Annotated in this window: 21 protein-coding genes and 1 tRNA gene; 14 read left to right on the top strand and 8 right to left on the bottom strand. The window is 62.5% G+C overall.

Annotated features, from left to right (window positions below; genetic code table 11):
• Positions 1-74: 74 nt before the first annotated feature.
• From serS to FJ943_RS18735, 4 genes are all read left to right on the top strand, one after another.
• A complete protein-coding gene (gene serS / locus FJ943_RS18750) occupies positions 75-1379 on the top strand; it encodes a serine--tRNA ligase (protein WP_140723711.1) in 1305 nt (434 codons plus the stop codon).
• Positions 1379-2137, top strand: a complete 759-nt coding sequence (gene surE / locus FJ943_RS18745; RefSeq protein WP_015317537.1) for a 5'/3'-nucleotidase SurE — start codon at positions 1379-1381, stop codon at positions 2135-2137. Before serS ends, surE begins: the two co-directional genes overlap by 1 nt.
• On the top strand, positions 2134-2793 hold the full coding sequence (locus FJ943_RS18740) for a protein-L-isoaspartate(D-aspartate) O-methyltransferase (RefSeq protein WP_140723708.1): 660 nt from the start codon (positions 2134-2136) through the stop codon (positions 2791-2793). The genes surE and FJ943_RS18740 overlap by 4 nt, the downstream gene beginning before the upstream one ends.
• A 164-nt stretch (positions 2794-2957) precedes the next feature.
• Positions 2958-4490, top strand: a complete 1533-nt coding sequence (locus FJ943_RS18735) for a peptidoglycan DD-metalloendopeptidase family protein (protein WP_140723705.1) — start codon at positions 2958-2960, stop codon at positions 4488-4490.
• 103 nt (positions 4491-4593) lie between these two features.
• Here the strand turns inward: FJ943_RS18735 and FJ943_RS18730 are convergent, their stop codons facing one another.
• Positions 4594-5490, bottom strand: a complete 897-nt coding sequence (locus FJ943_RS18730; protein WP_140723702.1) for an NAD-dependent epimerase/dehydratase family protein — start codon at positions 5488-5490, stop codon at positions 4594-4596.
• Between the two features lie 115 nt (positions 5491-5605).
• Between FJ943_RS18730 and FJ943_RS18725 the strand changes: the two genes are divergently transcribed.
• The gene (locus FJ943_RS18725) at positions 5606-6427 is read left to right on the top strand and encodes an AraC family transcriptional regulator (RefSeq protein WP_140723699.1); all 822 of its coding nucleotides are present in this window, start codon (positions 5606-5608) and stop codon (positions 6425-6427) included.
• 39 nt (positions 6428-6466) lie between these two features.
• Here the strand turns inward: FJ943_RS18725 and FJ943_RS18720 are convergent, their stop codons facing one another.
• Complete coding sequence (locus FJ943_RS18720) at positions 6467-7342, bottom strand: ATP-binding protein (protein ID WP_140723697.1); 876 nt, start codon at positions 7340-7342, stop codon at positions 6467-6469.
• Between the two features lie 291 nt (positions 7343-7633).
• On the opposite strand from FJ943_RS18720, the gene yajC reads away from it, so the two are divergent.
• The 6 genes from yajC to FJ943_RS18690 all read left to right on the top strand — a co-directional run bounded on the left by yajC (position 7634) and on the right by FJ943_RS18690 (position 13315).
• Positions 7634-7975, top strand: a complete 342-nt coding sequence (yajC, locus tag FJ943_RS18715) for a preprotein translocase subunit YajC (RefSeq protein WP_010909882.1) — start codon at positions 7634-7636, stop codon at positions 7973-7975.
• A 51-nt stretch (positions 7976-8026) separates the two neighbouring features.
• Complete coding sequence (gene secDF / locus FJ943_RS18710) at positions 8027-10576, top strand: protein translocase subunit SecDF (RefSeq protein WP_140723694.1); 2550 nt, start codon at positions 8027-8029, stop codon at positions 10574-10576.
• Positions 10577-10604: 28 nt separating this feature from the next.
• A complete protein-coding gene (locus FJ943_RS18705) occupies positions 10605-10997 on the top strand; it encodes an Mth938-like domain-containing protein (RefSeq protein ID WP_140724168.1) in 393 nt (130 codons plus the stop codon).
• Between the two features lies 1 nt (position 10998).
• The gene (locus FJ943_RS18700) at positions 10999-11847 is read left to right on the top strand and encodes a phytoene/squalene synthase family protein (RefSeq protein ID WP_181174585.1); all 849 of its coding nucleotides are present in this window, start codon (positions 10999-11001) and stop codon (positions 11845-11847) included.
• Positions 11848-11930: 83 nt separating this feature from the next.
• A complete protein-coding gene (locus FJ943_RS18695; protein ID WP_140723692.1) occupies positions 11931-12365 on the top strand; it encodes a hypothetical protein in 435 nt (144 codons plus the stop codon).
• A complete protein-coding gene (locus tag FJ943_RS18690) occupies positions 12365-13315 on the top strand; it encodes a sterol desaturase family protein (protein WP_181174584.1) in 951 nt (316 codons plus the stop codon). Before FJ943_RS18695 ends, FJ943_RS18690 begins: the two co-directional genes overlap by 1 nt.
• A gap of 8 nt (positions 13316-13323) precedes the next feature.
• Here FJ943_RS18690 and FJ943_RS18685 read toward each other — a convergent pair whose 3' ends face one another.
• The 5 genes from FJ943_RS18685 to FJ943_RS18665 form a co-directional block, all read right to left on the bottom strand.
• Complete coding sequence (locus FJ943_RS18685; RefSeq protein WP_140723687.1) at positions 13324-13650, bottom strand: type II toxin-antitoxin system RelE/ParE family toxin; 327 nt, start codon at positions 13648-13650, stop codon at positions 13324-13326.
• On the bottom strand, positions 13622-13924 hold the full coding sequence (locus FJ943_RS18680; RefSeq protein ID WP_015317549.1) for a type II toxin-antitoxin system ParD family antitoxin: 303 nt from the start codon (positions 13922-13924) through the stop codon (positions 13622-13624). The genes FJ943_RS18685 and FJ943_RS18680 overlap by 29 nt, the downstream gene beginning before the upstream one ends.
• 71 nt (positions 13925-13995) lie before the next feature.
• Positions 13996-15408 (bottom strand): methylenetetrahydrofolate--tRNA-(uracil(54)-C(5))-methyltransferase (FADH(2)-oxidizing) TrmFO, encoded by a 1413-nt coding sequence (gene trmFO, locus FJ943_RS18675; RefSeq protein WP_140723684.1) that lies wholly within the window; start codon positions 15406-15408, stop codon positions 13996-13998.
• 571 nt (positions 15409-15979) lie between these two features.
• Complete coding sequence (locus FJ943_RS18670; RefSeq protein ID WP_015317551.1) at positions 15980-16120, bottom strand: DUF1127 domain-containing protein; 141 nt, start codon at positions 16118-16120, stop codon at positions 15980-15982.
• Positions 16121-16169: 49 nt separating this feature from the next.
• Entirely contained in the window at positions 16170-16310 is a 141-nt protein-coding gene (locus FJ943_RS18665; protein ID WP_013531315.1) for a DUF1127 domain-containing protein, read from the bottom strand.
• A 234-nt stretch (positions 16311-16544) separates the two neighbouring features.
• Here FJ943_RS18665 and FJ943_RS18660 point away from each other — a divergent pair, with 234 nt between their 5' ends.
• Both FJ943_RS18660 and FJ943_RS18655 read left to right on the top strand, forming a co-directional pair.
• Entirely contained in the window at positions 16545-17663 is a 1119-nt protein-coding gene (locus FJ943_RS18660) for a DUF2157 domain-containing protein (protein WP_140723681.1), read from the top strand.
• Complete coding sequence (locus FJ943_RS18655) at positions 17660-18244, top strand: GDYXXLXY domain-containing protein (protein WP_140661128.1); 585 nt, start codon at positions 17660-17662, stop codon at positions 18242-18244. Before FJ943_RS18660 ends, FJ943_RS18655 begins: the two co-directional genes overlap by 4 nt.
• A 111-nt stretch (positions 18245-18355) precedes the next feature.
• On the opposite strand, the gene FJ943_RS18650 is transcribed toward FJ943_RS18655, so the two are convergent.
• Positions 18356-18438 (bottom strand) — tRNA-Leu (locus tag FJ943_RS18650).
• A gap of 360 nt (positions 18439-18798) precedes the next feature.
• Here FJ943_RS18650 and tig point away from each other — a divergent pair.
• Complete coding sequence (gene tig / locus FJ943_RS18645; RefSeq protein WP_140723678.1) at positions 18799-20283, top strand: trigger factor; 1485 nt, start codon at positions 18799-18801, stop codon at positions 20281-20283.
• The last annotated feature ends 57 nt before the right edge of the window (positions 20284-20340 follow it).

Raw genomic sequence — 20340 nt, 5'->3', positions numbered from 1 at the left:
CCGCCGCCCGGCCCATCTTGCATCGATCAAGGATGCGGTTTACGCCCCTCAAACCCAGCTTGAGGACGGACACCATGCTTGACATCAAATGGATTCGCGACAACCCGAAGGCCCTTGTCGAGGCGCTCACCAAGCGCTCGTGGTCGGCGGATGAGGCGCAGTCCACGGTCGACGGGCTGATCGCCAAGGACGAGGCGCGGCGCGAACATGTCACCGAGCTGCAGACCAGGCAGGAGCGCCGCAACGCCGCCTCGAAGGAGATCGGCAACGCCATGCGTTCGGGCGATGCCGCCCTTGCCGAGAAACTCAAGGCCGAAGTCGGCGAGATCAAGACCTTCATCCAGAACGGCGAGGCGCGCGAGCGCGAGCTCGACAAGGCGCTGAACGATGCGCTGGCGGTGCTGCCGAATGTGCCGTTCGACGACGTGCCGGTCGGCAAGGACGAGCACGACAATGTCGTCAAGCATGTCGTCGGCAAGGTGCCGACACGGCCGAACTGGGTGAAGGAGCATTTCGAGATCGGCGAAGCGCTCGGCATGATGGATTTCGAGCGCGCGGCGAAGCTGTCGGGCTCGCGCTTCACCGTGCTCAGGAGCGGCCTGGCGCGGATGGAACGCGCCATCGGCCAATTCATGCTCGACCTGCACACGACCGAGCACGGCTATGAGGAAGTGATCCCGCCGCTGATGGTGAAGGACGACGTTCTGTTCGGCACCAACCAGTTGCCGAAGTTCGAGGAGGATCTGTTCTTCACGCCACATGGGGAGGGCAGGCTTGGCCTGATCCCGACCGCCGAAGTGCCGCTCACCAACCTCGTGCGCGAAGAAATCACGGCGCATGAAAAGCTGCCGCTGCGCTTCACGGCGCTGACGCCCTGCTTTCGTTCCGAGGCAGGCTCGGCGGGACGCGATACGCGCGGCATGCTGCGCCAGCATCAATTCTACAAGGTCGAGCTGGTTTCGATCACCGACCAGGAATCCTCACTCGCCGAGCACGAGCGGATGACACAATGCGCCGAGGAAGTCTTGAAGCGGCTTGAGCTGCCGTTCCGGACCATGGTGCTGTGCACCGGCGACATGGGTTTTGGCGCGCGCAAGACCTATGACATCGAGGTCTGGTTGCCCGGCCAGAACGCCTATCGCGAAATCTCGTCCTGCTCTGTCTGCGGCGATTTCCAGGCGCGCCGCATGGATGCCCGTTACAAGGACAAGGATGGCAAGGGCAACCGCTTCGTCAATACGCTGAACGGTTCGGGCACCGCTGTCGGCCGCGCGCTCATAGCTGTCATCGAAAACTATCAGAATGAGGATGGCAGCGTAACCATTCCTGAAGTGCTGCGGCCTTACATGGGTGGGCTGGAAAAGATCGAATCGAAATAATGCGCATTCTTCTGACCAATGACGACGGCATTCATGCCGAGGGCCTGGCGTCGCTCGAGCGCGTCGCCCGCACCCTGTCCGACGATGTCTGGGTGGTGGCGCCGGAACAGGACCAGTCGGGCTATGCGCATTCGCTGTCGATTTCGGAGCCGCTGCGGTTGCGGAAAATCGGCGAAAGGCATTTTGCCGTGCGCGGCACGCCAACCGATTGCGTCATCATGGGCGTCAAGAAGATCCTGCCCGGTGCGCCCGACCTGATCCTGTCCGGTATCAATTCGGGCGCCAACATCGCCGACGACGTCACCTATTCCGGTACCGTCGCCGGCGCCATGGAAGGCGCGCTGCTCGGCATCCGGTCGATAGCGCTCAGCCAGGGCTACAGCACTGTCGGCGAGGATCGCGTCGTCCCCTATGAGACCACCGAAGCGCTGGCGCCGGCACTGCTGAAGAAGCTCGTCGCGACGCCGCTGCCGGACGGCGTCCTGCTCAACGTCAATTTTCCCAACTGCCTTCCCGAGGAAGTGGCCGGCACGGTGGTCACCACGCAGGGCAAGCTGGTGCACAGCCTGTGGGTCGACGAGCGCCGCGACGGGCGCGGCCTGCCTTATTACTGGCTGCGCTTCGGCCGCGAGCCGGTCGAGGGCAAGCAGGGCACCGATCTCTTTGCCCTGCGCAACAGGCTGGTGTCGGTGACGCCGCTGCAGCTTGACCTTACCGCGCATGAGATCCGTGACCAGCTGAGCAAGGCGCTTGCATGAATCAGGGCTTTCCAATCGATGATCGCGAAGGATTTGCCGCTTTCCTGCTGCGCCTGCGCGGCAGGGGAACGGTGCCGAAGGCGCTGATCGCGGCTTTCGAGGCAACGCCGCGACGCGGCTTCCTGGCAGCGCAATACCACCAGATCGCCTGGTCGGACCGCATGCTGCCGATCGAATGCGGCGAAGCGATCGAAGGGGCGGATCTGCAGGCGGCGGTGATCGCCGCATTGGCCATTGAAACGGGAAACCGCGTGCTCGAGATCGGCACCGGTTCCGGCTACACATCGGCTGTCATGTCGCGGCTGGCGGCGCGGGTCGTGACCGTGGATCGGTACAAGACGCTGGTCGAGCAAGCCAGGCAGCGCTTCGAGGCACTCGGCATCAGCAATGCCATCGTGCGGCAGGCCGATGGTTCCAACGGATTGCCCAATGAAGGGCCGTTTGACCGCATCGTCGCCTGGGCGGCATTCGACAGCCTGCCGCGCTTCCTGCTCGACCAATTGTCGAGCGGCGGCATCGTCATCGCGCCGATCGGGCCGGAGGAGGGCGAGCAGGTGCTGGCCAAGCTCACCAAGGTCGGCAGCCGTTTCGAGCGCGAGGATATCGGCCTCGTGCGGCTGCAGCCGATCCTGCGCAGCATTGCAGCGGTTATCTAGTTTCCGGCCGGCCGCCGGATCTCTTTCGGGCTCGCCATCGTGCCGCTGATCATCCCCAAATGTTTTAAGAAAATTTTCGTCGGATTCTAATGGGTTAACCGGCCAGTAACATTAACGCGCTTTAATCCTGTCCAGTTGGTGCAGCGTTTGTGCGGGTTAGTGCGATGCAACTCAGTGTTTTGAAGACAAATAGTCGCAATCTGGCGCGGGGCTGCGCTGTTCTGATGATTGCGGGCGCGGCGGCCGGGTGCAGTTCCCAGGCTTCGCGGTTCAACAGTGTCGACGACGTCTTCACGTCCTCGACCAACAATCAACGTGCCATCATCAACAAGCAGGATGCGGTGCAGCCTTATCCGGGCGACGTCTCGGCTGCTCCGCTTGATGGCAGCCACACGCAGTCGGTGAGCCGTTCCAGCCTCGATCCGGTTTCGAGCCGGCCTTTGCCGCCGCCGGCTTCCGCGCAAGCGCAGCCGGCTCCAGCGCTCGCGCCTGCCGCCAATCCGGTGCGTGTCGCATCGGCGCCGGCCTTGGTTCGGCCCGCTCCTCATGTCGACAGGACGACGACCGGCACTGTCGCGCCGGCCGCCAAGCCTTTCAAGAATGCCCAGCCCGACGAGCCGAGGATGGCCCAGGCAGGCACGCCGCACGCGACCGAAATCACCGTCAGGGACGGCGAGAGCATTTCCGGCCTGGCGGCGCATTACAAGGTGCCGGCCGATGTCATCATGAAGGTGAATGGCCTGAGCCCGACCAAGGGGCTGAAGACCGGCCAGAAGATCGTCATCCCGGCCTATGCCTATTCGAGCAAGGCCGAGCCGAAGGTCGCCGACGCAAAGCCGGCAAAGGACGGCAAGCATGATCTGCCGGCCAGCGCGCCGGACAAGGTGGCGGTGCTGCCGCAGCAGCCTAAGCTGAAGGAGGGCAAGTCCGCCGCCCAGGTCGATGCGTCGGCCACGGCGAACCAGCCCAAGGAACCCAAGCCGGCGCAGATGGCCAAGGCAACCGGCGCCGCCGGTACGTATACGGTCCAGTCGGGTGACACGATGTCCTCGATTGCCAGAAAGACCGGCGTCGGCGTGGTCGCGCTGAAGCAGGCCAACGGCATGAAGGACGGCATATTGAAAATCGGCCAGACCTTGAAGGTGCCGGGCGGCGGAACGGCGACGGTTGCCAGCGCCAAGCCGGCCAAGGTCGATCCGGTGACCACCGCGACAACGCAAGTCCCGGCAAAGGCCACGCCTTCGGAAACGCTGGCCTCCTACACGCCGCCGAAGAAGGACGCCAAGGTCATCCAGCAGGCCGAGGACGACGACGCGGTGGCACCCGATGCCACCGGCATCGGCAAGATGCGCTGGCCGGTGCGCGGCCGGGTGATCTCCGGTTTCGGATCCGGCAAGGACGGCGTCGATATCGCCGTGCCCACGGGCACGCCGGTCAAGGCGGCCGAGAACGGCGTTGTCATCTATGCCGGCGACGGGCTCAAGGAATTCGGCAACACGGTGCTGGTGCGCCACGAGAACGGCCTGGTCACCGTCTATGGCCATGCCAGCTCGATCGAGGTCCAGCGCGGCCAGAAGGTCAAGCGCGGCCAGGAGATCGCGCTGTCCGGCATGAGCGGCACGACGGATTCGCCGAAGCTGCACTTCGAAGTGCGCAAGAATTCGGCTCCGGTCGATCCGTCAGGTTATCTCGAATAGAAGAAAAAAAGCGATATGCGGGCCGCCTGACCTCCAGTCCAGCCCGCCGGCTCAGCCCGTTCCGCAAGGAGCGGGCTTTTTCAGTTCTGCCGAAGGCCGGCCCTCAAGCGCGGAGATGATCACGCAGCGTGTCGGCGATCATGACCTCAAGGCTGCTGGCCTTGATACCGAGAAGCACCTCGGCGTCGGAAGAATCCACCAGCAAGGGGTTCTCGAAAAGATAGCTCATCTCGATGAGCTCATGCATACCCAATGCTTCCATCTCGGCAATCGAATAAGAGCGGATTTCTGAGACCTCCTGTCGAAGCATCGCAGCGGTTTTCTGGATGAGCTCCCGGGGTGAGGCGTATTGTGAGGGGACGTGAAACGCCCGTCCCCATTCGCCCGTGTAGCGGGAAGCCGCGACAAGCGTCCTGGCAACGTCCTTGGTGAAGGCCCAGGCATGCGTCGCATCGAGGTTTCCAATGAAAGCGGTAGGCTTCCCTTCGATGATGGAGGGCAGGGCGACCAGCGAGAAGTAGCTGATCGCGCCGTGGCCGAGATAGTCGCTGGACCGCACTTCGATTGCCGGCACGTCGGCACGGGCGGCTCGCTGCCACATGATCGTCCTGGCCGTTCCCTTCTTCGAAGTCGGATCCAGGGACAGGTCGGAACGAAGCGGGCTATCGGCATTTTCCCCATAGCCATAGAGGTTGCCCAACACGACGAGTTTCGCGCCGACCGCTTCGGCCGCGCGCACGGTGCCGTCGATGATGGGGAAAAAATCGGTTGGCCACCTGTGATAGGTGGCCATGGCGCACATGAAGATGGCATCGGCGCCTTGGCAGACACGCGCGAGTTCCGACGCATCAGTAGCATCGGCCTGCATGGGCCGCACGTTCCGCAATGCGTTCGAGCCGACGCTCCGGCTGGTGAGAACGACATCATGTCCTTCCTCGCCAAGAAGGCGGGCGGTTTCGCGACCGACGGGGCCCGCTCCGACAACAACATAGAAACTCATGGTGTAACCTCTCGTCCAAATTTGATGGAGAGGCGTGAGTACAGGTCGACGGCATTGAAAATCGCGCGGGAATTGCCAAATCTCGGACAGGTTTTGCCATGAATCGAGAGAGAGCATGCGGTCGCAATACGCTCCGGCTCAAGCCGTGCCCGACGTAACAATGGCCTCCCGGCATATCGAAGCCGGAGTCTACCGCCTGTCCCGGGCGCCGCACCATCGCATCATGATGCATGCCAGCGCGGCGACACGCTCCTACTGCAATCAGGTTGGGCGATATTTCGTCAGGCGCGCCGGGGATATCGACGTGGTGCCAGCCGGCCAGGAGGGCGGCTTCGAGGCCGAAACCCCTTTCGACACGATCGAGATTGCGTTGCAGCCAGCGCTGATGGAAAGGGTGGTGGCGGAGCTTGGTGGCAAGGGGCAAGCATTGCGGCTCGACACGCGCCACCTGCTTCGCGACCAGCGCATCGCACATCTCGCCCGGGCGCTCGAGGGCGAACTGAATGCAGATTCGCCAAGCGGCCCTTTGTTTGCCGACAGCATTGGCGCCGCACTGGCGGTGAGGCTGCTCGGCCTTGGTGAACCTGATATCGGTCGAACGAACCGTTTGTCGGATACCCAGCTCAAACGCGTGCTGGAGCACATCGAGGCGTCTCTTCACGAGCCGCTTTCGATTCATCGACTAAGCCGAATTGCCGGCGCGAGCAGCTCGCATTTGCGGACATGGTTCAAAGTGGCGACGGGCGTCACCCTGCACCGCTACGTGTTACGGCGTCGCGTTGAACGCGCACGCGTTCTGCTGCAGCGAGGCGACCTCAGCACAAGCGAAGTAGCTGAAATGACGGGCTTCGCGCACCAGTCACACCTGGCGCATTGGATGCGCCGCGAGATCGGTCAAACCCCGCGCGATTTGCGACGGACGCAGCCGCCCAAATGACGTTGTCGGTTGATCGGGTTGGCGACGCGATCCAACGCCTCAATCCTTCAATGGCTTGCCGAGCCTGCCGGCCAGGTCCTGGGTGAACTGCCAGGCGACGCGGCCTGAGCGGCTGCCGCGTGTGGTTGCCCATTCAAGCGCTTCGGCGCGCAACTGCTCGGGGTCGATTTCGAGGCCATGGTGGCTGGCATAGCCGTTGACCATGTCGAGATATTCGTCTTGCGAGCACTTGTGGAAGCCGAGCCACAGGCCGAAACGGTCGGATAGCGAGACCTTTTCCTCGACCGCTTCCGATGGGTTGATGGCGGTCGAGCGCTCATTGTCGATCATGTCGCGCGGCAACAGGTGGCGGCGGTTCGAGGTCGCGTAGAAGATGACGTTGGCCGGACGGCCCTCGACGCCGCCTTCGAGTGCTGCCTTCAGCGACTTGTAGGACGTATCGTCATGGTCAAAGGACAGATCGTCGCAAAACAGGATGACGCGGAAGGGGGCCGCCTTCAGCAGGCCCATCAGCTTCGGCAGCGTGTCGATGTCCTCGCGGTGGATTTCTATCAGCTTAAGCGGCAGGCCGGGCTTCGCCTTGGCATTGATCTGCGCGTGTACGGCTTTGACCAGCGACGATTTGCCCATGCCGCGCGCACCCCACAACAGGACGTTGTTGGCGGCGAAACCGGCGGCGAAGCGCTCGGTGTTGTCGACGAGGATGTCGCGGACGCGGTCGACCCCGCGGATCAGGCCGATATCGACGCGGTTGACCTTGCGCACCGGCTCCAGATAGCCGGGATCGGCCTGCCAGACGAAGCAGTCGGCCACGTTGAGGTCGGTTTGAGGCACCGGCGGCGGCGCGAGGCGGCTCACCGCCTCGATCAGGCGGTCGAGTTTCTGGTTCAGGGCGTCGATGCTGGTATCGGTCATGTCGGGTCTTTTTTGCTTCGGTTTTTGCGGTGGCAGGTGGACCCGGTTCGATTTCGGCGGTTTCGAAACCGGTTGCAACCATTTGTTCGAGCGTGATCTTTTCCGAAAACCGGCTCGCGGTTTTCGCGATCCTGCTCTAACACGGCTAAACAGGCCGGAAAAGCAGCCGATTTGCCTGGCCGCGCAGTTGCATTGACAACTTTACCGACTATATTCCGGCCAAATTTCTAGGGGCCGCCAAATCTCGCTTGATCGTTTGGTGGCTGTTTTTCAAAATTCAGGAGTACCTCGATGTTCGTGACACCGGCATACGCCCAAGGCATCGGCGGCGCCTCTCCCGATATGTTCATCAGCATTTTGCCGTTTGTCCTGATTTTCGTGATCATGTATTTTCTGATCATCCGCCCACAGCGCACGCAGCTGAAGAAGCGCGGCGAGATGCTGGCGGCGGTTCGTCGCGGCGACACTGTCGTCACCGGCGGCGGCTTTGTCGGCAAGGTGACGAAGGTGATCGACGACAACGAGCTGGAGATCGATCTTGGCGGCGGCACCAAGGTGACGGCGCTGCGCTCAACGATCGCCGATGTGCGCGTCAAGGGCGAACCGGTCGCCAACCAGAACGCCAAGAAATAACCAGATTCAAGGCGGAGCGATCCGCGGACACGCTCTGACGGACGACGCCCTATGCTTTATTTCTCGCGCTTCAAGATGATCCTGATCTGGCTGGCCGTGGCCGCCACAGTGATCCTCGCCGCGCCCAACCTGTTCCCCGCCAGCACGCTGGCTCAGCTGCCCAGTTGGGTGCCGAAGCGGCAGATGACGCTCGGCCTCGACCTGCAGGGCGGTTCGCACATCCTGCTGGAGATGAACCAGAACGATCTGATCAAGGATCGGTTGGAGACGACCCGCGACGAAATCCGCACACTGCTGCGCGATGCCAAGATCGGCTATACCGGTCTTGCCGGCACCGGCAAGACCCTGCAGGTCCGCATCACCGATCCCGCCCAGCTCGATGCCGCCAAGAAGGCATTGAAGACTTTGACCGATCCTGTCGCAGCCGGCTTGTTCACCGGCGGTTCCATCCAGGAAATGGCGCTCGATGATTCCGAGCCGGGCCTGCTTAAGTTCACCGTCACCGACGCCGGCATCAAATACCGCACGTTGACCGCGTTGGCACAGTCGATCGAGGTGGTCGAGCGCCGCGTCAACGAACTCGGCACGACCGAGCCTATCGTGCAGCGGCAAGGCGAGGACCGCATCCTCGTCCAGGTGCCTGGCCTGCAGGATCCGCAGCGGCTGAAGGAGATTCTCGGCCAGACCGCGAAGCTGACCTTCCAGATGGTCGACCAGTCGATGCCGGTACAGGACGCGCTCAAGGGGCGCCCGCCAGCCGGTTCGTCGGTGCTCTATTCCCAGGACGATCCGCCGGTTCCGTACCTGATCGAGAACCGCGTTATCGTGTCGGGTGAAAACCTCGTCGACGCACAGGCGACGTACAATTCGCAGAACAACGAGCCGGTGGTTTCGTTCCGCTTCGATTCCAAGGGTGCTGCCCGCTTCGGCCAGGCCACCGCGCAGAACGTCGGCAAGCTGTTCGCCATCATCCTCGACAACCAGGTGATATCGGCACCGCAGATCCGTGAACCGATCCTTGGCGGCACCGGCCAGATCTCCGGCAATTTCACAGCGCAAAGCGCCAACGATCTCGCCGTGCTGCTGCGCGCCGGCGCGCTGCCCGCGACATTGACGGTCATCGAGGAGCGTACCGTGGGTCCTGGCCTCGGCCAGGATTCGATCCATGCCGGCAAGGTCGCGGGCATCATCGGTTCGATCCTCGTCGTGGCATTCATGTTCGTCGCCTACGGTTTCCTCGGCTTCCTCGCCAATATCGCGCTGGCGGTGCACGTGGCGATGATCGTCGGACTGCTGTCGCTGCTCGGCGCGACGCTGACCTTGCCCGGTATTGCCGGTATCGTGCTGACCATCGGCATGGCGGTCGATTCCAACGTGCTCATCTACGAGCGTATCCGCGAGGAGCGACGCGCCGGTCGCTCGGTGATCCAGGCGATCGACACCGGCTTCTCGAAGGCGCTGGCAACCATCGTCGATTCCAACGTCACCTCGCTGATTGCCACAGTGGTGCTGTTCTATCTCGGTACCGGACCGGTGAAGGGCTTTGCCATCACCTATGCTATCGGCATCCTGACCACGGTCTTCACCGCTTTCACCTTCACCCGCCTGCTGGTCTCGATCTGGCTGCGCCGCGCACGTCCGAAGGAACTGCCGCGCGCACCGGTGACCTTCGTTCCGCCCGGCACGAAAATTCCGTTCATGGGTATTCGCCGGTGGACGTTCGCGCTGTCGAGCACATTGTCGATATTGTCCGTCGTGTTGTTCATGAGCGTCGGCATCAACTACGGCATCGACTTCAAGGGCGGTTCCCTGATCGAGGTGCAGTCGAAAAGCGGCGATGCCAATATTGGTGACATCCGCAGCCGATTGACGGAACTTAACATCGGCGAAGTGCAGGTGCAGCAGTTCGGTGCACCCAACGACGTGTTGATCCGCGTCGGCACGCAGGATGCCGGTGAAAATGCCGAGCAGACCGTGATCGACAAGGTGCGCGGCGAACTGCAGGATCAGTATAATTTCCGCCGCGTCGAAGTGGTGGGCCCGACGGTTTCCGGCGAGTTGGCCAAGCAAGGCACCATAGCCATGATTGTCGCGCTGGCCGGCATCCTGATCTATGTCTGGTTCCGCTTCGAATGGCAGTTCGCGGTCGGCGCTATCGTCGCGACGGTGCACGATGTGGTCATGACGCTCGGTTTCTTCGTCATCAGCGGGCTCGAATTCAACCAGTCGTCACTGGCGGCGATCCTGACCATTATCGGTTATTCGCTGAACGACACGATCGTGGTCTATGACCGCGTCCGCGAGGATCTGCGAAAATACAAGCGAATGCCGTTGCCGCAGCTGTTGAACAACGCCATCAACGAGACGTTGTCGAGAACGACGCTGACGTCCGTGACGACCAGCTTGGCGCTGCTGGCGCTGGTGCTGTTCGGCGGCGAAGTGATCCGCTCCTTTACGCTGGCGATGCTGTTCGGTGTCGTGTTCGGCACGTATTCGTCGATCTTCATCGCGGCGCCGTTGCTGATCCTGTTCAAGCTGCGGCCGCAGGCTTCGACCGACGAGGAAAAGCCGGTCAGCGGCGGCAAGGCCGTCGCGACCTGACGCGCGGCCCCGGAGGGGTGACAGAGTGATGGCCGGCAAAGGCATCGTCATCCGCGAGGCGCATTTCCCCGGCCGCGCGCCGATCGAGGCCTACGGCAATGGCGGCTTCCGCTTTGCCGACATGTCGCATCGCGGCTCGCTCATGTGCCTGCCCACAGGCATCCATGGCTGGGAACCGGCAAATCCCCTGGCGCTGACCGTCGCGGATTTCGACAGGCTCCTGGCCGAGGCCGACAAGGTCGAGATCCTGCTGGTTGGCATGGGTCGGGATCTCAGGCCGTTGCCGGCGGCGCTGCGGGCAGCGCTGAAGGATGCCGGCATAGCGTCCGACCCGATGTCGACTGGGGCAGCAGTGCGGACCTACAATGTCCTTCTGGCTGAAAACCGCGCCGTGGCGGCCGCGCTCATCGCCGTCGATTGATATGTCGCAGAATACTGAAATCGTCATGGATGCGGTGCGCGTCGCCGACCATGATCGGTATCTCACCGCGCTCTACGCGCCGGCCGACAAGCGCGAGGCGCTGTTTTCGCTGTATGCCTTCAATGCCGAGATATCAGGCATTCGTGACCGCATCCATGAGCCTTTGCCCGGCGAGGTGCGGCTGCAATGGTGGCGCGATGTCATCGCCGCCGGCGGCGAGGCGGGCGCGGGCCATCCCGTTGCCGAAGCCTTGAACGCCACCATTGCGGCGTTCAAGTTGCCGAAACTGGCTTTTGAGAACATGCTCGAAGCACGCATCTTCGATCTCTACGACGATCCGATGCCGTCGCGCAGCGATCTGGAAGGTTATTGCGGCGAGACGGCAGCCGCGCTGATCCAGCTTGCGGCAATGGTGCTCGATCCTGTCGAGGCGCCAAGGTTCGCCGAACTGGCGGGCAGGGCGGGCTGCGCGCAGGCAATGACGGGCCTTTTGCTTCTGTTGCCGCTGCATCGCAGGCGCGGGCAGTGTTTTGTCCCGGCTGACATCTTGGCGGCGGCGGGCTCGTCGCCGGAAGAATTCGTTGCCGACGATGGCGGTCCTGGTGCCCAGCGCGCCGTGGCCGCGATGATCTCGCTGGCGCGCGAACATCTTTCCGCCTTCGAACGGGGTGCTGCCGCGCTGCCGGGATCGTTGCGCCCGGCATTCCTGCCGCTGGCGCTGTCACGCGCTTATCTCGACAAGATGGAAGGCTCGCGCCAGGCCCCGCTCGGGGGCGTGGTGCGGCTGTCGGCGTTCCGCCGGCACTGGCTGCTGCTGCTCCGCGCGGGCAAGGGCTGGCCGACACATTGACGTAAACGTCAATCGTGATAAGAAGTCCGCCTGCCGAGAACTGTCGCCGAAGACGACAGGCTGGCCCGGAGGAGATCTCGTTCATGAGCTTGCCCGTGCTGGTTGTGATCGTCGTTCTGGGCATCGCGCTGTCGGTAGCCGCCGTGCATTTCACCGGCGGCAGCAATATGGCCACTCTGACCGGCGCGGATCAAGCCATGGGCCGTTTCGCACAGGACTTTCCCGACGAGATCGCGACCGCGGTTCGACTAACCGCGGACAGCCGGTCCGCTTTTCTCGATCTTGGCCATGGCCGCACGGGCATCGTCCACGGTATCGGCGACTGCTTTCTGACCCGCGTCGTGACGCCTCGGGACGTCGTTGTGTCCCATGCCGACGAGACGGACACGATCCAGCTGCGGTTGACGGACTTCACCTGGAAGGGCGGCCGCTTCCGCTTCGCCAACGCCGCCGACGTGCAGGCCTTGCTGAACGCTCTTGGGCCGCGAGACACGAGTTCCGGGAAGGAGGCAGCGTGATGGACAGCTACGACTTTCCGCAGGTCACCCAACTGGCCATTCCGTTTTTCGTCGCCGCGATCCTGATCGAGCTCTGGCTGGTGCGGACCGGTCGCGCCAAGGGCTCGTTCGAGACCCGCGACACGCTGACCAGCCTGATGATGGGCACCGGCAACGTCGTCGCCGGGCTGCTGCTCGGCGTCGTGTCCTACTGGGCGCTGTTGTGGCTGTGGCAGTTCCGGGTCTTCAATCTCGGCCTGTCGGTTTGGGTGTTCCTGGCGGCCTTCCTGCTCGATGATCTGCGCTACTACGTCTACCACCGCATCGCGCACCGGGTGCGCTGGGTGTGGGCGGAGCACGTCAACCATCATTCCAGCCAGCACTACAATTTGTCGACGGCGCTCAGGCAAAGCTGGACCGGCCTGTTCACCTTCATGTTCGTGCTGCAGGCGCCGCTGGTGCTGCTCGGCTTCCATCCGGCGGTGATTGCCTTCACCTTCGGTTTCAACCTGGTCTGGCAGTTCTGGATCCACACCGAGACGATCGGCAAGATATGGAACTGGTTCGAGTTCATCTTCAACACGCCCTCGCACCACCGCGTCCATCACGCCACCAACCCGCGCTATCTCGACGCCAACTATGCGGGCACGCTGATCATATGGGACCGCATGTTCGGCACCTTCGTCGAGGAGTTGGAAGAGGACCGGCCGCGCTACGGCATCGTGAAAAATCTCGGCACTTTCAATCCGCTGAAAGTGGCGTTCCACGAATGGATCGGCATGTTCAGGGATGCCTTCGCGCCGGGGCTGACAGTGAGCGAGCGACTGAACTACCTGATTAAGCCACCAGGCTGGAGCCATGACGGCTCACGCGAAACTTCGGAGACGCTGAAGGCTGCTTATGTCAGGCGAAATCCTGCGGAGGCGGGCAAGCCAGGCTTGCCGTTAGCGACCGCCGAGCCGGCCGAGTAGCTGTCCGGTCAAGAGGGTTTGTCGCTATCGCCTATCAGCGCTTCGTAGTCGCGGCCGCCGTAGAAGATGTTGACGATGTGAACGACATCGCTTTCGACCACGTAGGCTATAACAGCGGAGTGTTCGAAAGGAACCGCCCTCAGTCCCGGCGCGATGTCATCACGCGGGCGACCGCCACGAGGGACGTTTCCAACGCCCAGGCAGCGTTCCTTGATCCGGTCGACGAAACCGTTGGTGATGCTTTCGCTTCCGCTGCTCTCAAGCACATAGGCGGCGATAGCCTCAAGGTCGGATATAGCTCCTTCGCTAAGAACGACGGCGAGACGCTGAATCATCATTGTCTCGCGCCAGTTGCGAAATGCGGTTCTTTACTCTGTCGATTGCCTCATTGAGCGGAACGGCGGGTCTCGTATCCTCGATCGACGCCTTCACACGCGCCCTGATCGAGGCCATGCGCTCCGCGTGTTCCTCTTCTTCGCGTTGGAAAGCGCGAAGAGCTGCGCGGATAACCTCGCTGGCCGAGCCGAACGAACCGTCCTCGACTCTTTCGCGGATCATGCGTGCCATCGCGGGTGTGACGGTGACGGATAGTTTCTCGGCTGCTTCCATGGAACGGCTCCGCTCGGCGTAAAGTAGGATAGTATCCTACTTTACGCCGAGCGTCCAATCAGGCCGCGAGCTTATTCGGCAGCCTCAGCCGTCTGCGCCGGCACACCCAGCCATTCACGGCAGTCTTGCAGGGCACGCGAGGTGATGGCGTGGCGCTTGGCGACGGTCTTGTCCTTGCCGCGCATGCGCTTGCCCTCGCTCTTCGGCGCCTCGACCGGCGGGAACAGGCCGAAATTGACGTTCATCGGCTGGAAAGAGCGTTTGCCCGGCTCGTCGCCGGAAACGATGTGGCCACCGGTGATGTGGTTGAGCAGCGCGCCGAAGGCGGTGGTAAGCGGCGGTAGCGATGGTGCATGGCCGAGCCGCTCGGCCGCGGCGAAGCGCCCGGCGAGCAGGCCGATGGCGGCGCTCTCGACATAGCCTTCGCAGCCGGTGATCTGGCCGGCGAAGCGCAGGCCGGGTCGCGACTTCAGCTGCAGCGAGGCGTCCAGCAAGGTCGGCGAGTTGATGTAGGTGTTGCGGTGCAGGCCGCCAAGGCGGGCGAAGTCGGCGTTTTCGAGGCCCGGGATGGTGCGGAACACGCGCACCTGTTCGGCGTGCTTCAGCTTGGTCTGAAAGCCGACCATGTTGTAGAGCGTGCCCAGCGCATTGTCCTGCCGCAACTGGACGACCGCATAGGCCTTCACCGTCGGATTGTGCGCATTGGTGAGGCCCATCGGCTTCATCGGTCCGTAGCGCAGCGTCTCGACGCCGCGTTCGGCCATGATCTCGATCGGCAGGCACCCGTCGAAATAGGGCGTGCCTTCCCATTGCTTGAACTCGGTCTTCTGGCCGTCGACCAGCGCCTGCACGAAGGCGAGGTACTGATCCTTGTCCATGGGACAGTTGATATAATCCTTGCCGGTGCCGCCAGGCCCGACCTTGTCGTAGCGCGACTGGAACCAGCAGGTATCCATGTCGATCGTGTCGAAATGGATGATCGGCGCGATGGCATCGAAGAAAGCGAGCGCATCGGCGCCGGTCGCTTCGGCGATCGACTGGGCAAACGATGGCGCGGTCAGCGGCCCGGTGGCGATGATCGCCTGGTCCCACTCCGCCGGCGGCAGGCCGGGAACTTCCTCGCGCTCGATGGTGATCAGCGGATGTGCCTCGAGCTTTTTCGTCACCGCGTCGGAAAAACCATCGCGGTCGACGGCCAGCGCGCCGCCTGCCGGCACCTGGTTGGCGTCGCCGGCGCTCATGATCAGCGAGCCGGCCAGCCGCATTTCGGCATGCAGCAGGCCGACGGCGTTGTTTTCGGCGTCGTCGGAGCGGAAGGAATTGGAACAGACGAGTTCGGCCAGGCCATCGGTCTTGTGGGCATCGGTGCCGCGAACCGGGCGCATTTCATGCAGGATGACGGGAACACCGGCCTCGGCCGCCTGCCATGCCGCTTCGGAACCGGCGAGGCCGCCGCCGATGATATGGATTGGATTTTTGCTCATGGCCGCCGGAATAATCGCTTGCCGCGGCGATTGCAATTGTCGCGTGGCGGTAACGCGAAACGCCTGGTCGGGAACACCTGCCCCTGAATACAACAACACCCGCCGGGGGAGGAGGTCCGGCGGGTGTCGTTTTGGGGGTCGACCCTCGGGAGGAGGTGAAGGCCGACCGTATTCGTCATCGCCGGGGAGGAGATCGGCTCAGACGAAATTCTCTTCGCATTTTTAGAGAGGGCGAAACCTCTGGGGCAAAATTCGTTTGTCCCGGGGAAACAGCGCCCGCCGCGGGAGGAGGTGCGGCGGGCGCCGTTTGGGTGGCCAACCTTCGGGAGGAGGTGAAGGTTGGGCCTATTCGTCATCGCCGGGGAGGAGGTCGGCTCAGACGAAATTCTCTTCGCATTTTTTACAGAGGGCGAAACCTCTGGGGCAAAATCCTTTTGCCCCGGGGAAACAACGCCCGCCGCGGGAGGAGGTGCGGCGGGCGCCGTTTTGATGGTCAACCCTTGGGAGGAGGTAAGGGCGGACCGAATTCGCTTGGGTCGGGGAGGAGGTCGACCCCAGCGAAATTCCTTGGTTACATCGCCTGGCGGGCGATGATCTTGATTTCGTCGCGGACGATGCCGAGATCATGCAGCTGGCGGTTCGAAAGGCGACCCAGCTCGGTAACCGTCTCGCGATAAACGCGCCAGTTACGATAGTTGCGGATCAAGTTCATTGTCGTTCTCTTTTTCAAAACTGGTTCGGACCATTCGCGGCCCGAAGGATTAGACCGCCTTGCGAGCGACGTAAGGGATGTCGCTGCGGCTGATGCCGAGGTCGGTCAGTTCACGGTTGCTCAGGCGGCTCAGCTCGGAGACGGTGTCCCGGTAGCGGCGCCAGTTGCGGTAGTTGCGGATCAGGTTCATGGTAGTTCTCGTTTCGTCTTTCTTGCGGATCATTCCGTTTGTGTACGAACCATAAGTAGGGGGACCCATATCGATTTAAAAGCGCTATGGCTGCATGGCAGCAATGCAAATTGTGCAATGCAACATTAACGCGGTTTCACCGACCCGACACAAAGAAGCCAGAATCAGAAAGTGCCGTGACGTCAACGGTTTGGGCTGATCGGCTGAAAAAAGACCAACTGGGGGAGAAGGGGAATGGCGGGGTATTCATCACGACTAAGGTCCGATATCGCGCGGTGGCGGCAGGCAGGCCTGATCGACGCCGCCACAGCCGATTCCCTGACCCGTGACGTCGACGCCAACGGCCGCCAGTCGCTCAGCTTCGGCTCGATCCTCGCGATGATGGCAGCCCTGCTCTTTGGAGCGGCCATCCTGATCTTCGTCGCCGCCAATTGGGAAGCGATCCCGCGGCTGGCACGGGTGGCCGCGCTGTTCGCCGTTATCCTTGGCGGCTATGTCGGCGGGGCGGTGCTGAAGACGCGCGACCATGCGGCGATCGGCGAAGCCCTGTGGGTCGTGGCGGCGGCCGCGTTCGGCGCTTCGATCGCGCTGATCGGGCAGATGTACCATTTGTCCGGCGACGAGGCTTCCGCCCTGGTCACCTGGGGCGCCGGCACGGCATTGGCGGCGGTGGCGCTGCGCTCCAACGCGCTGACCGTGACAGCGATCGGCATCGCCGACGCCTGGCTGTTCCTGAAAGGGTTCGACTATTACAGCCGTAGCGAGTTTCCGCACGCCTTCATCGTCATGGCGGTGGTGCTGTTTGCCGTATCGTTCTGGACTCGCAGCCAGCCAGCGCGGCATCTGATCATCTTGTCGCTGCTTTTCTATCTGGTGCTCCTGGCCATGGATCACGCGACGCTGCCGGTAGCGATCCCTCTGGTCATCGTCTCTGTCGCGCTTTTCGCTGCTGCCGTTCTTGCGCCGGAACCGGTGGACAGGACCGTGCAACTCGGCGGTCGTTTGCCCCTGCACGCGCTGCTCGGCTTCCTCACCGGTCTGGCCATCACCCAGTTCGAACTGGCTGACGAGAGCACCTACAACAGCGGTTTCGTCATCGCTTCGGTCGTCGCATTGGCCGGTATCGTCGCGGCTATCATGTTCGCAGGCCGTGAGAGCCGCGGGCTGCGCTGGCTGGCCTATCTCGGCTTCGCCTTCGAACTCGCCATCATTTATGTCGTGACGCTTCAGTCGATGCTCGACACCGCCGGCTTCTTCCTCGCCGCCGCGCTGCTGCTGGGCGTGCTTGCGATCGTCATCATCCGCGTCGAAAAACGCATGAAGGGTCCGGCCATTGGGGGAGCCACGGCATGATGACCGGGAAGAGGCTTGTCATCTCGGCGCTGGTGCTGGCGCTCGTCCAACTCGGTTTTCTCAGTTGGATCATTGCCAGCCGTGCGGCGATCCTGCGTAACGGCAAGGAAGTGCTGCTGAAGATCCAACCAGTCGATCCGCGCGACTTGCTGCGCGGCGACTATATCGTCCTCGGCTATGACATCTCGCGCATACCGGTGAAAATGATCGCCAACATTGCGTCCGACAAACAGTCCAGCGACGACACCTCGATCGTGGTCCGGCTGAAGAAGGGCGCCGACGGCTACTGGACGCCGACCGCCGCCTGGTTCGGCACGGCACCGACGCCGGCCGCCGCGGACGAAGCCGACATTTCGGGCCATGTCGCCGCAGGTTGGGATCTTCGCGGCGAAGGCATGACGATCGCGCCGGATTACGGCATCGAGCGCTTCTATCTGCCCGAAGGCGAGGGGATGGCGATCCAGAGCGACATGCGGGTGCGCCCGTTCGGGATCAAGCTGGCGCTCGCCGCCGACGGCACGGCGCAGATCAAGGCGCTGATGGATGGCGACAAGACGCTTTTCGAGGAGCCGCTTTATTAGACCGTGGGACGCGCGATAACGACGCCGGTCCTCTTCGCCAGGTTTCGCAGGACGCTCCTTCGTCTAGCGAGCTCCGGGTGACCTGCCACCCGAAGCTCGAAGAGCGAAGGGTGGTGCGGGTAGAGGGACTCGAACCCCCACGATCTCTCGCCAGAACCTAAATCTGGTGCGTCTACCAGTTCCGCCATACCCGCGTGGCCCGGCAATCCCATGTAGCCATCATTCTGTCAATGTCGGAGACAAGATGTTGGCTCAGGGCCGGAATGTTGGTTATTCGCCTAAACGCGAAGACTGTTGAAAATTAGGCTCGCCTGTGACAAAAGGCGTGTCAAATGTGACGGAACGCGACGATCCGCTTCTACAAGATGTGATAAGAAGTAGGAAAAACAAGAACTTATTCACATTTTGGAACGCAGTTTGGGAGAGTTTGAGCCGTATTTCCGGTCAAATCGCCAGGTTCCGTACCAAAAGCCATTCCCGGCAAGAATTACCGGCAGGCTGTGAACGGCAGGGAGCCGTTTGGCAGCCTCATTGGTGAAAACAAAGGTTTTACGATGCAGGTCACCGAAACTCTCAATTCCGGTCTCAAGCGCGAGATCAAGATCACCGTGCCGGCCGGTGATATGGAAGCCAAGCTGATGGCGCGGCTGTCGGACGCCCGCAACAAGGTCCGCATCAACGGCTTCCGTCCGGGCAAGGTGCCGGTGCAGCACCTGCGCAAGGTCTATGGCAAGTCGTTCATGGCCGAAGTGGTCAACGAGATCCTCAACGACTCGACCCGCTCGATCATCACCGGGCGCGGCGAAAAGGCCGCCATGCAGCCCGAGGTCATCATGACCGAGGACGAGAAGGAAGCCGAGAAGATCCTGGCCGGAGGCGCCGACTTCGAGTTCCGCCTCAACTATGAGGTCATTCCGGCGATCGAGATCAAGGATTTCTCCGACATCAAGGTGACGCGCCAGGTGTTCGACGTTCCGGATTCGGAAATCGACGACCAGGTCAAGCGCGTCGCCGAATCGGCGCGCAGCTACGAGCCGAAGACCGGCAAGGCCGTCGAAGGCGACCGCGTCACGATCGACTATGTCGGCAAGATCGACGGCGAGGCTTTCGCTGGCGGCGCCGGCAACGACCAGCCGCTGGTGCTGGGCTCCAAGGAGTTCATTCCGGGCTTCGAGGATCAACTGATCGGCGCCAAGGCCGGTGACGAGAAGCAGATCACCGTGACCTTCCCGGAAAACTACCAGGCGGCGCATCTGGCCGGCAAGGAAGCGACCTTCGAGGTCACCGTCAAGGAAGTGTCGAAGCCCGGCGAGCTCGAAATCAACGACGAGACCGCCAAGAACCTTGGCCTGGAATCGCTCGAGCGCCTGCGTGACATCGTGCGCGGCCAGATCGAGAACCAGTTCGGTTCGATGACGCGCCAGAAGGTCAAGCGCCAGCTGCTCGACCAGCTCGATGCGGCCTATTCCTTCGAAGCGCCGTCGAAGCTCGTCGAAGCCGAGTTCAACAACATCTGGGCGCAGGTCAACCGCGACCTGGAAGCCGCCGGCCGCACCTTCGCCGACGAAGAGACGACCGAGGAAGAAGCGCGCGCCGAATACATGCGCCTTGCCGAGCGCCGCGTGCGCCTTGGCCTGGTGCTGGCCGAGATCGGCGAGAAGGCCGGCGTCACGGTTTCGGACGAGGAACTGCAGCGCGGCCTGTTCGAGCAGGTTCGCCGCTTCCCGGCCAACCAGCAGCAGGAAGCCTTCGAGTTTTATCGCAGCAATCCCGAGGCGCTCAACGCGCTGAGGGCGCCGATGTTCGAGGAGAAGGTTGTCGACCACCTGCTCGAACAGATCTCGGTCACCGACGTCAAGGTCAGCAAGGAAGAGCTGATGGCCGACGACGAGGAAGACGAGACCAAGGCCAAGGCGAAGCCGGCCAAGAAAGCCGCGTCGAAGAAGGCCGAAGCCAAGGCAAGCGATGCCGCTGACGAGACGGAAGAGCCGAAGAAAAAGGCCGCGCCGAAAAAGAAGGCCGCCAAGGACGCCGAATAGGCCGCTCATGGCAGCGAATTTCGAAAGGCCGCCTCCGGGCGGCCTTTTTTCGTTGCC

Origin of the sequence: Mesorhizobium sp. B2-3-10 (assembly GCF_006442275.1) — a bacterium.
Taxonomy (GTDB): domain Bacteria; phylum Pseudomonadota; class Alphaproteobacteria; order Rhizobiales; family Rhizobiaceae; genus Mesorhizobium; species Mesorhizobium australicum.
This window is presented reverse-complemented; position numbering and strand designations above follow the sequence as displayed.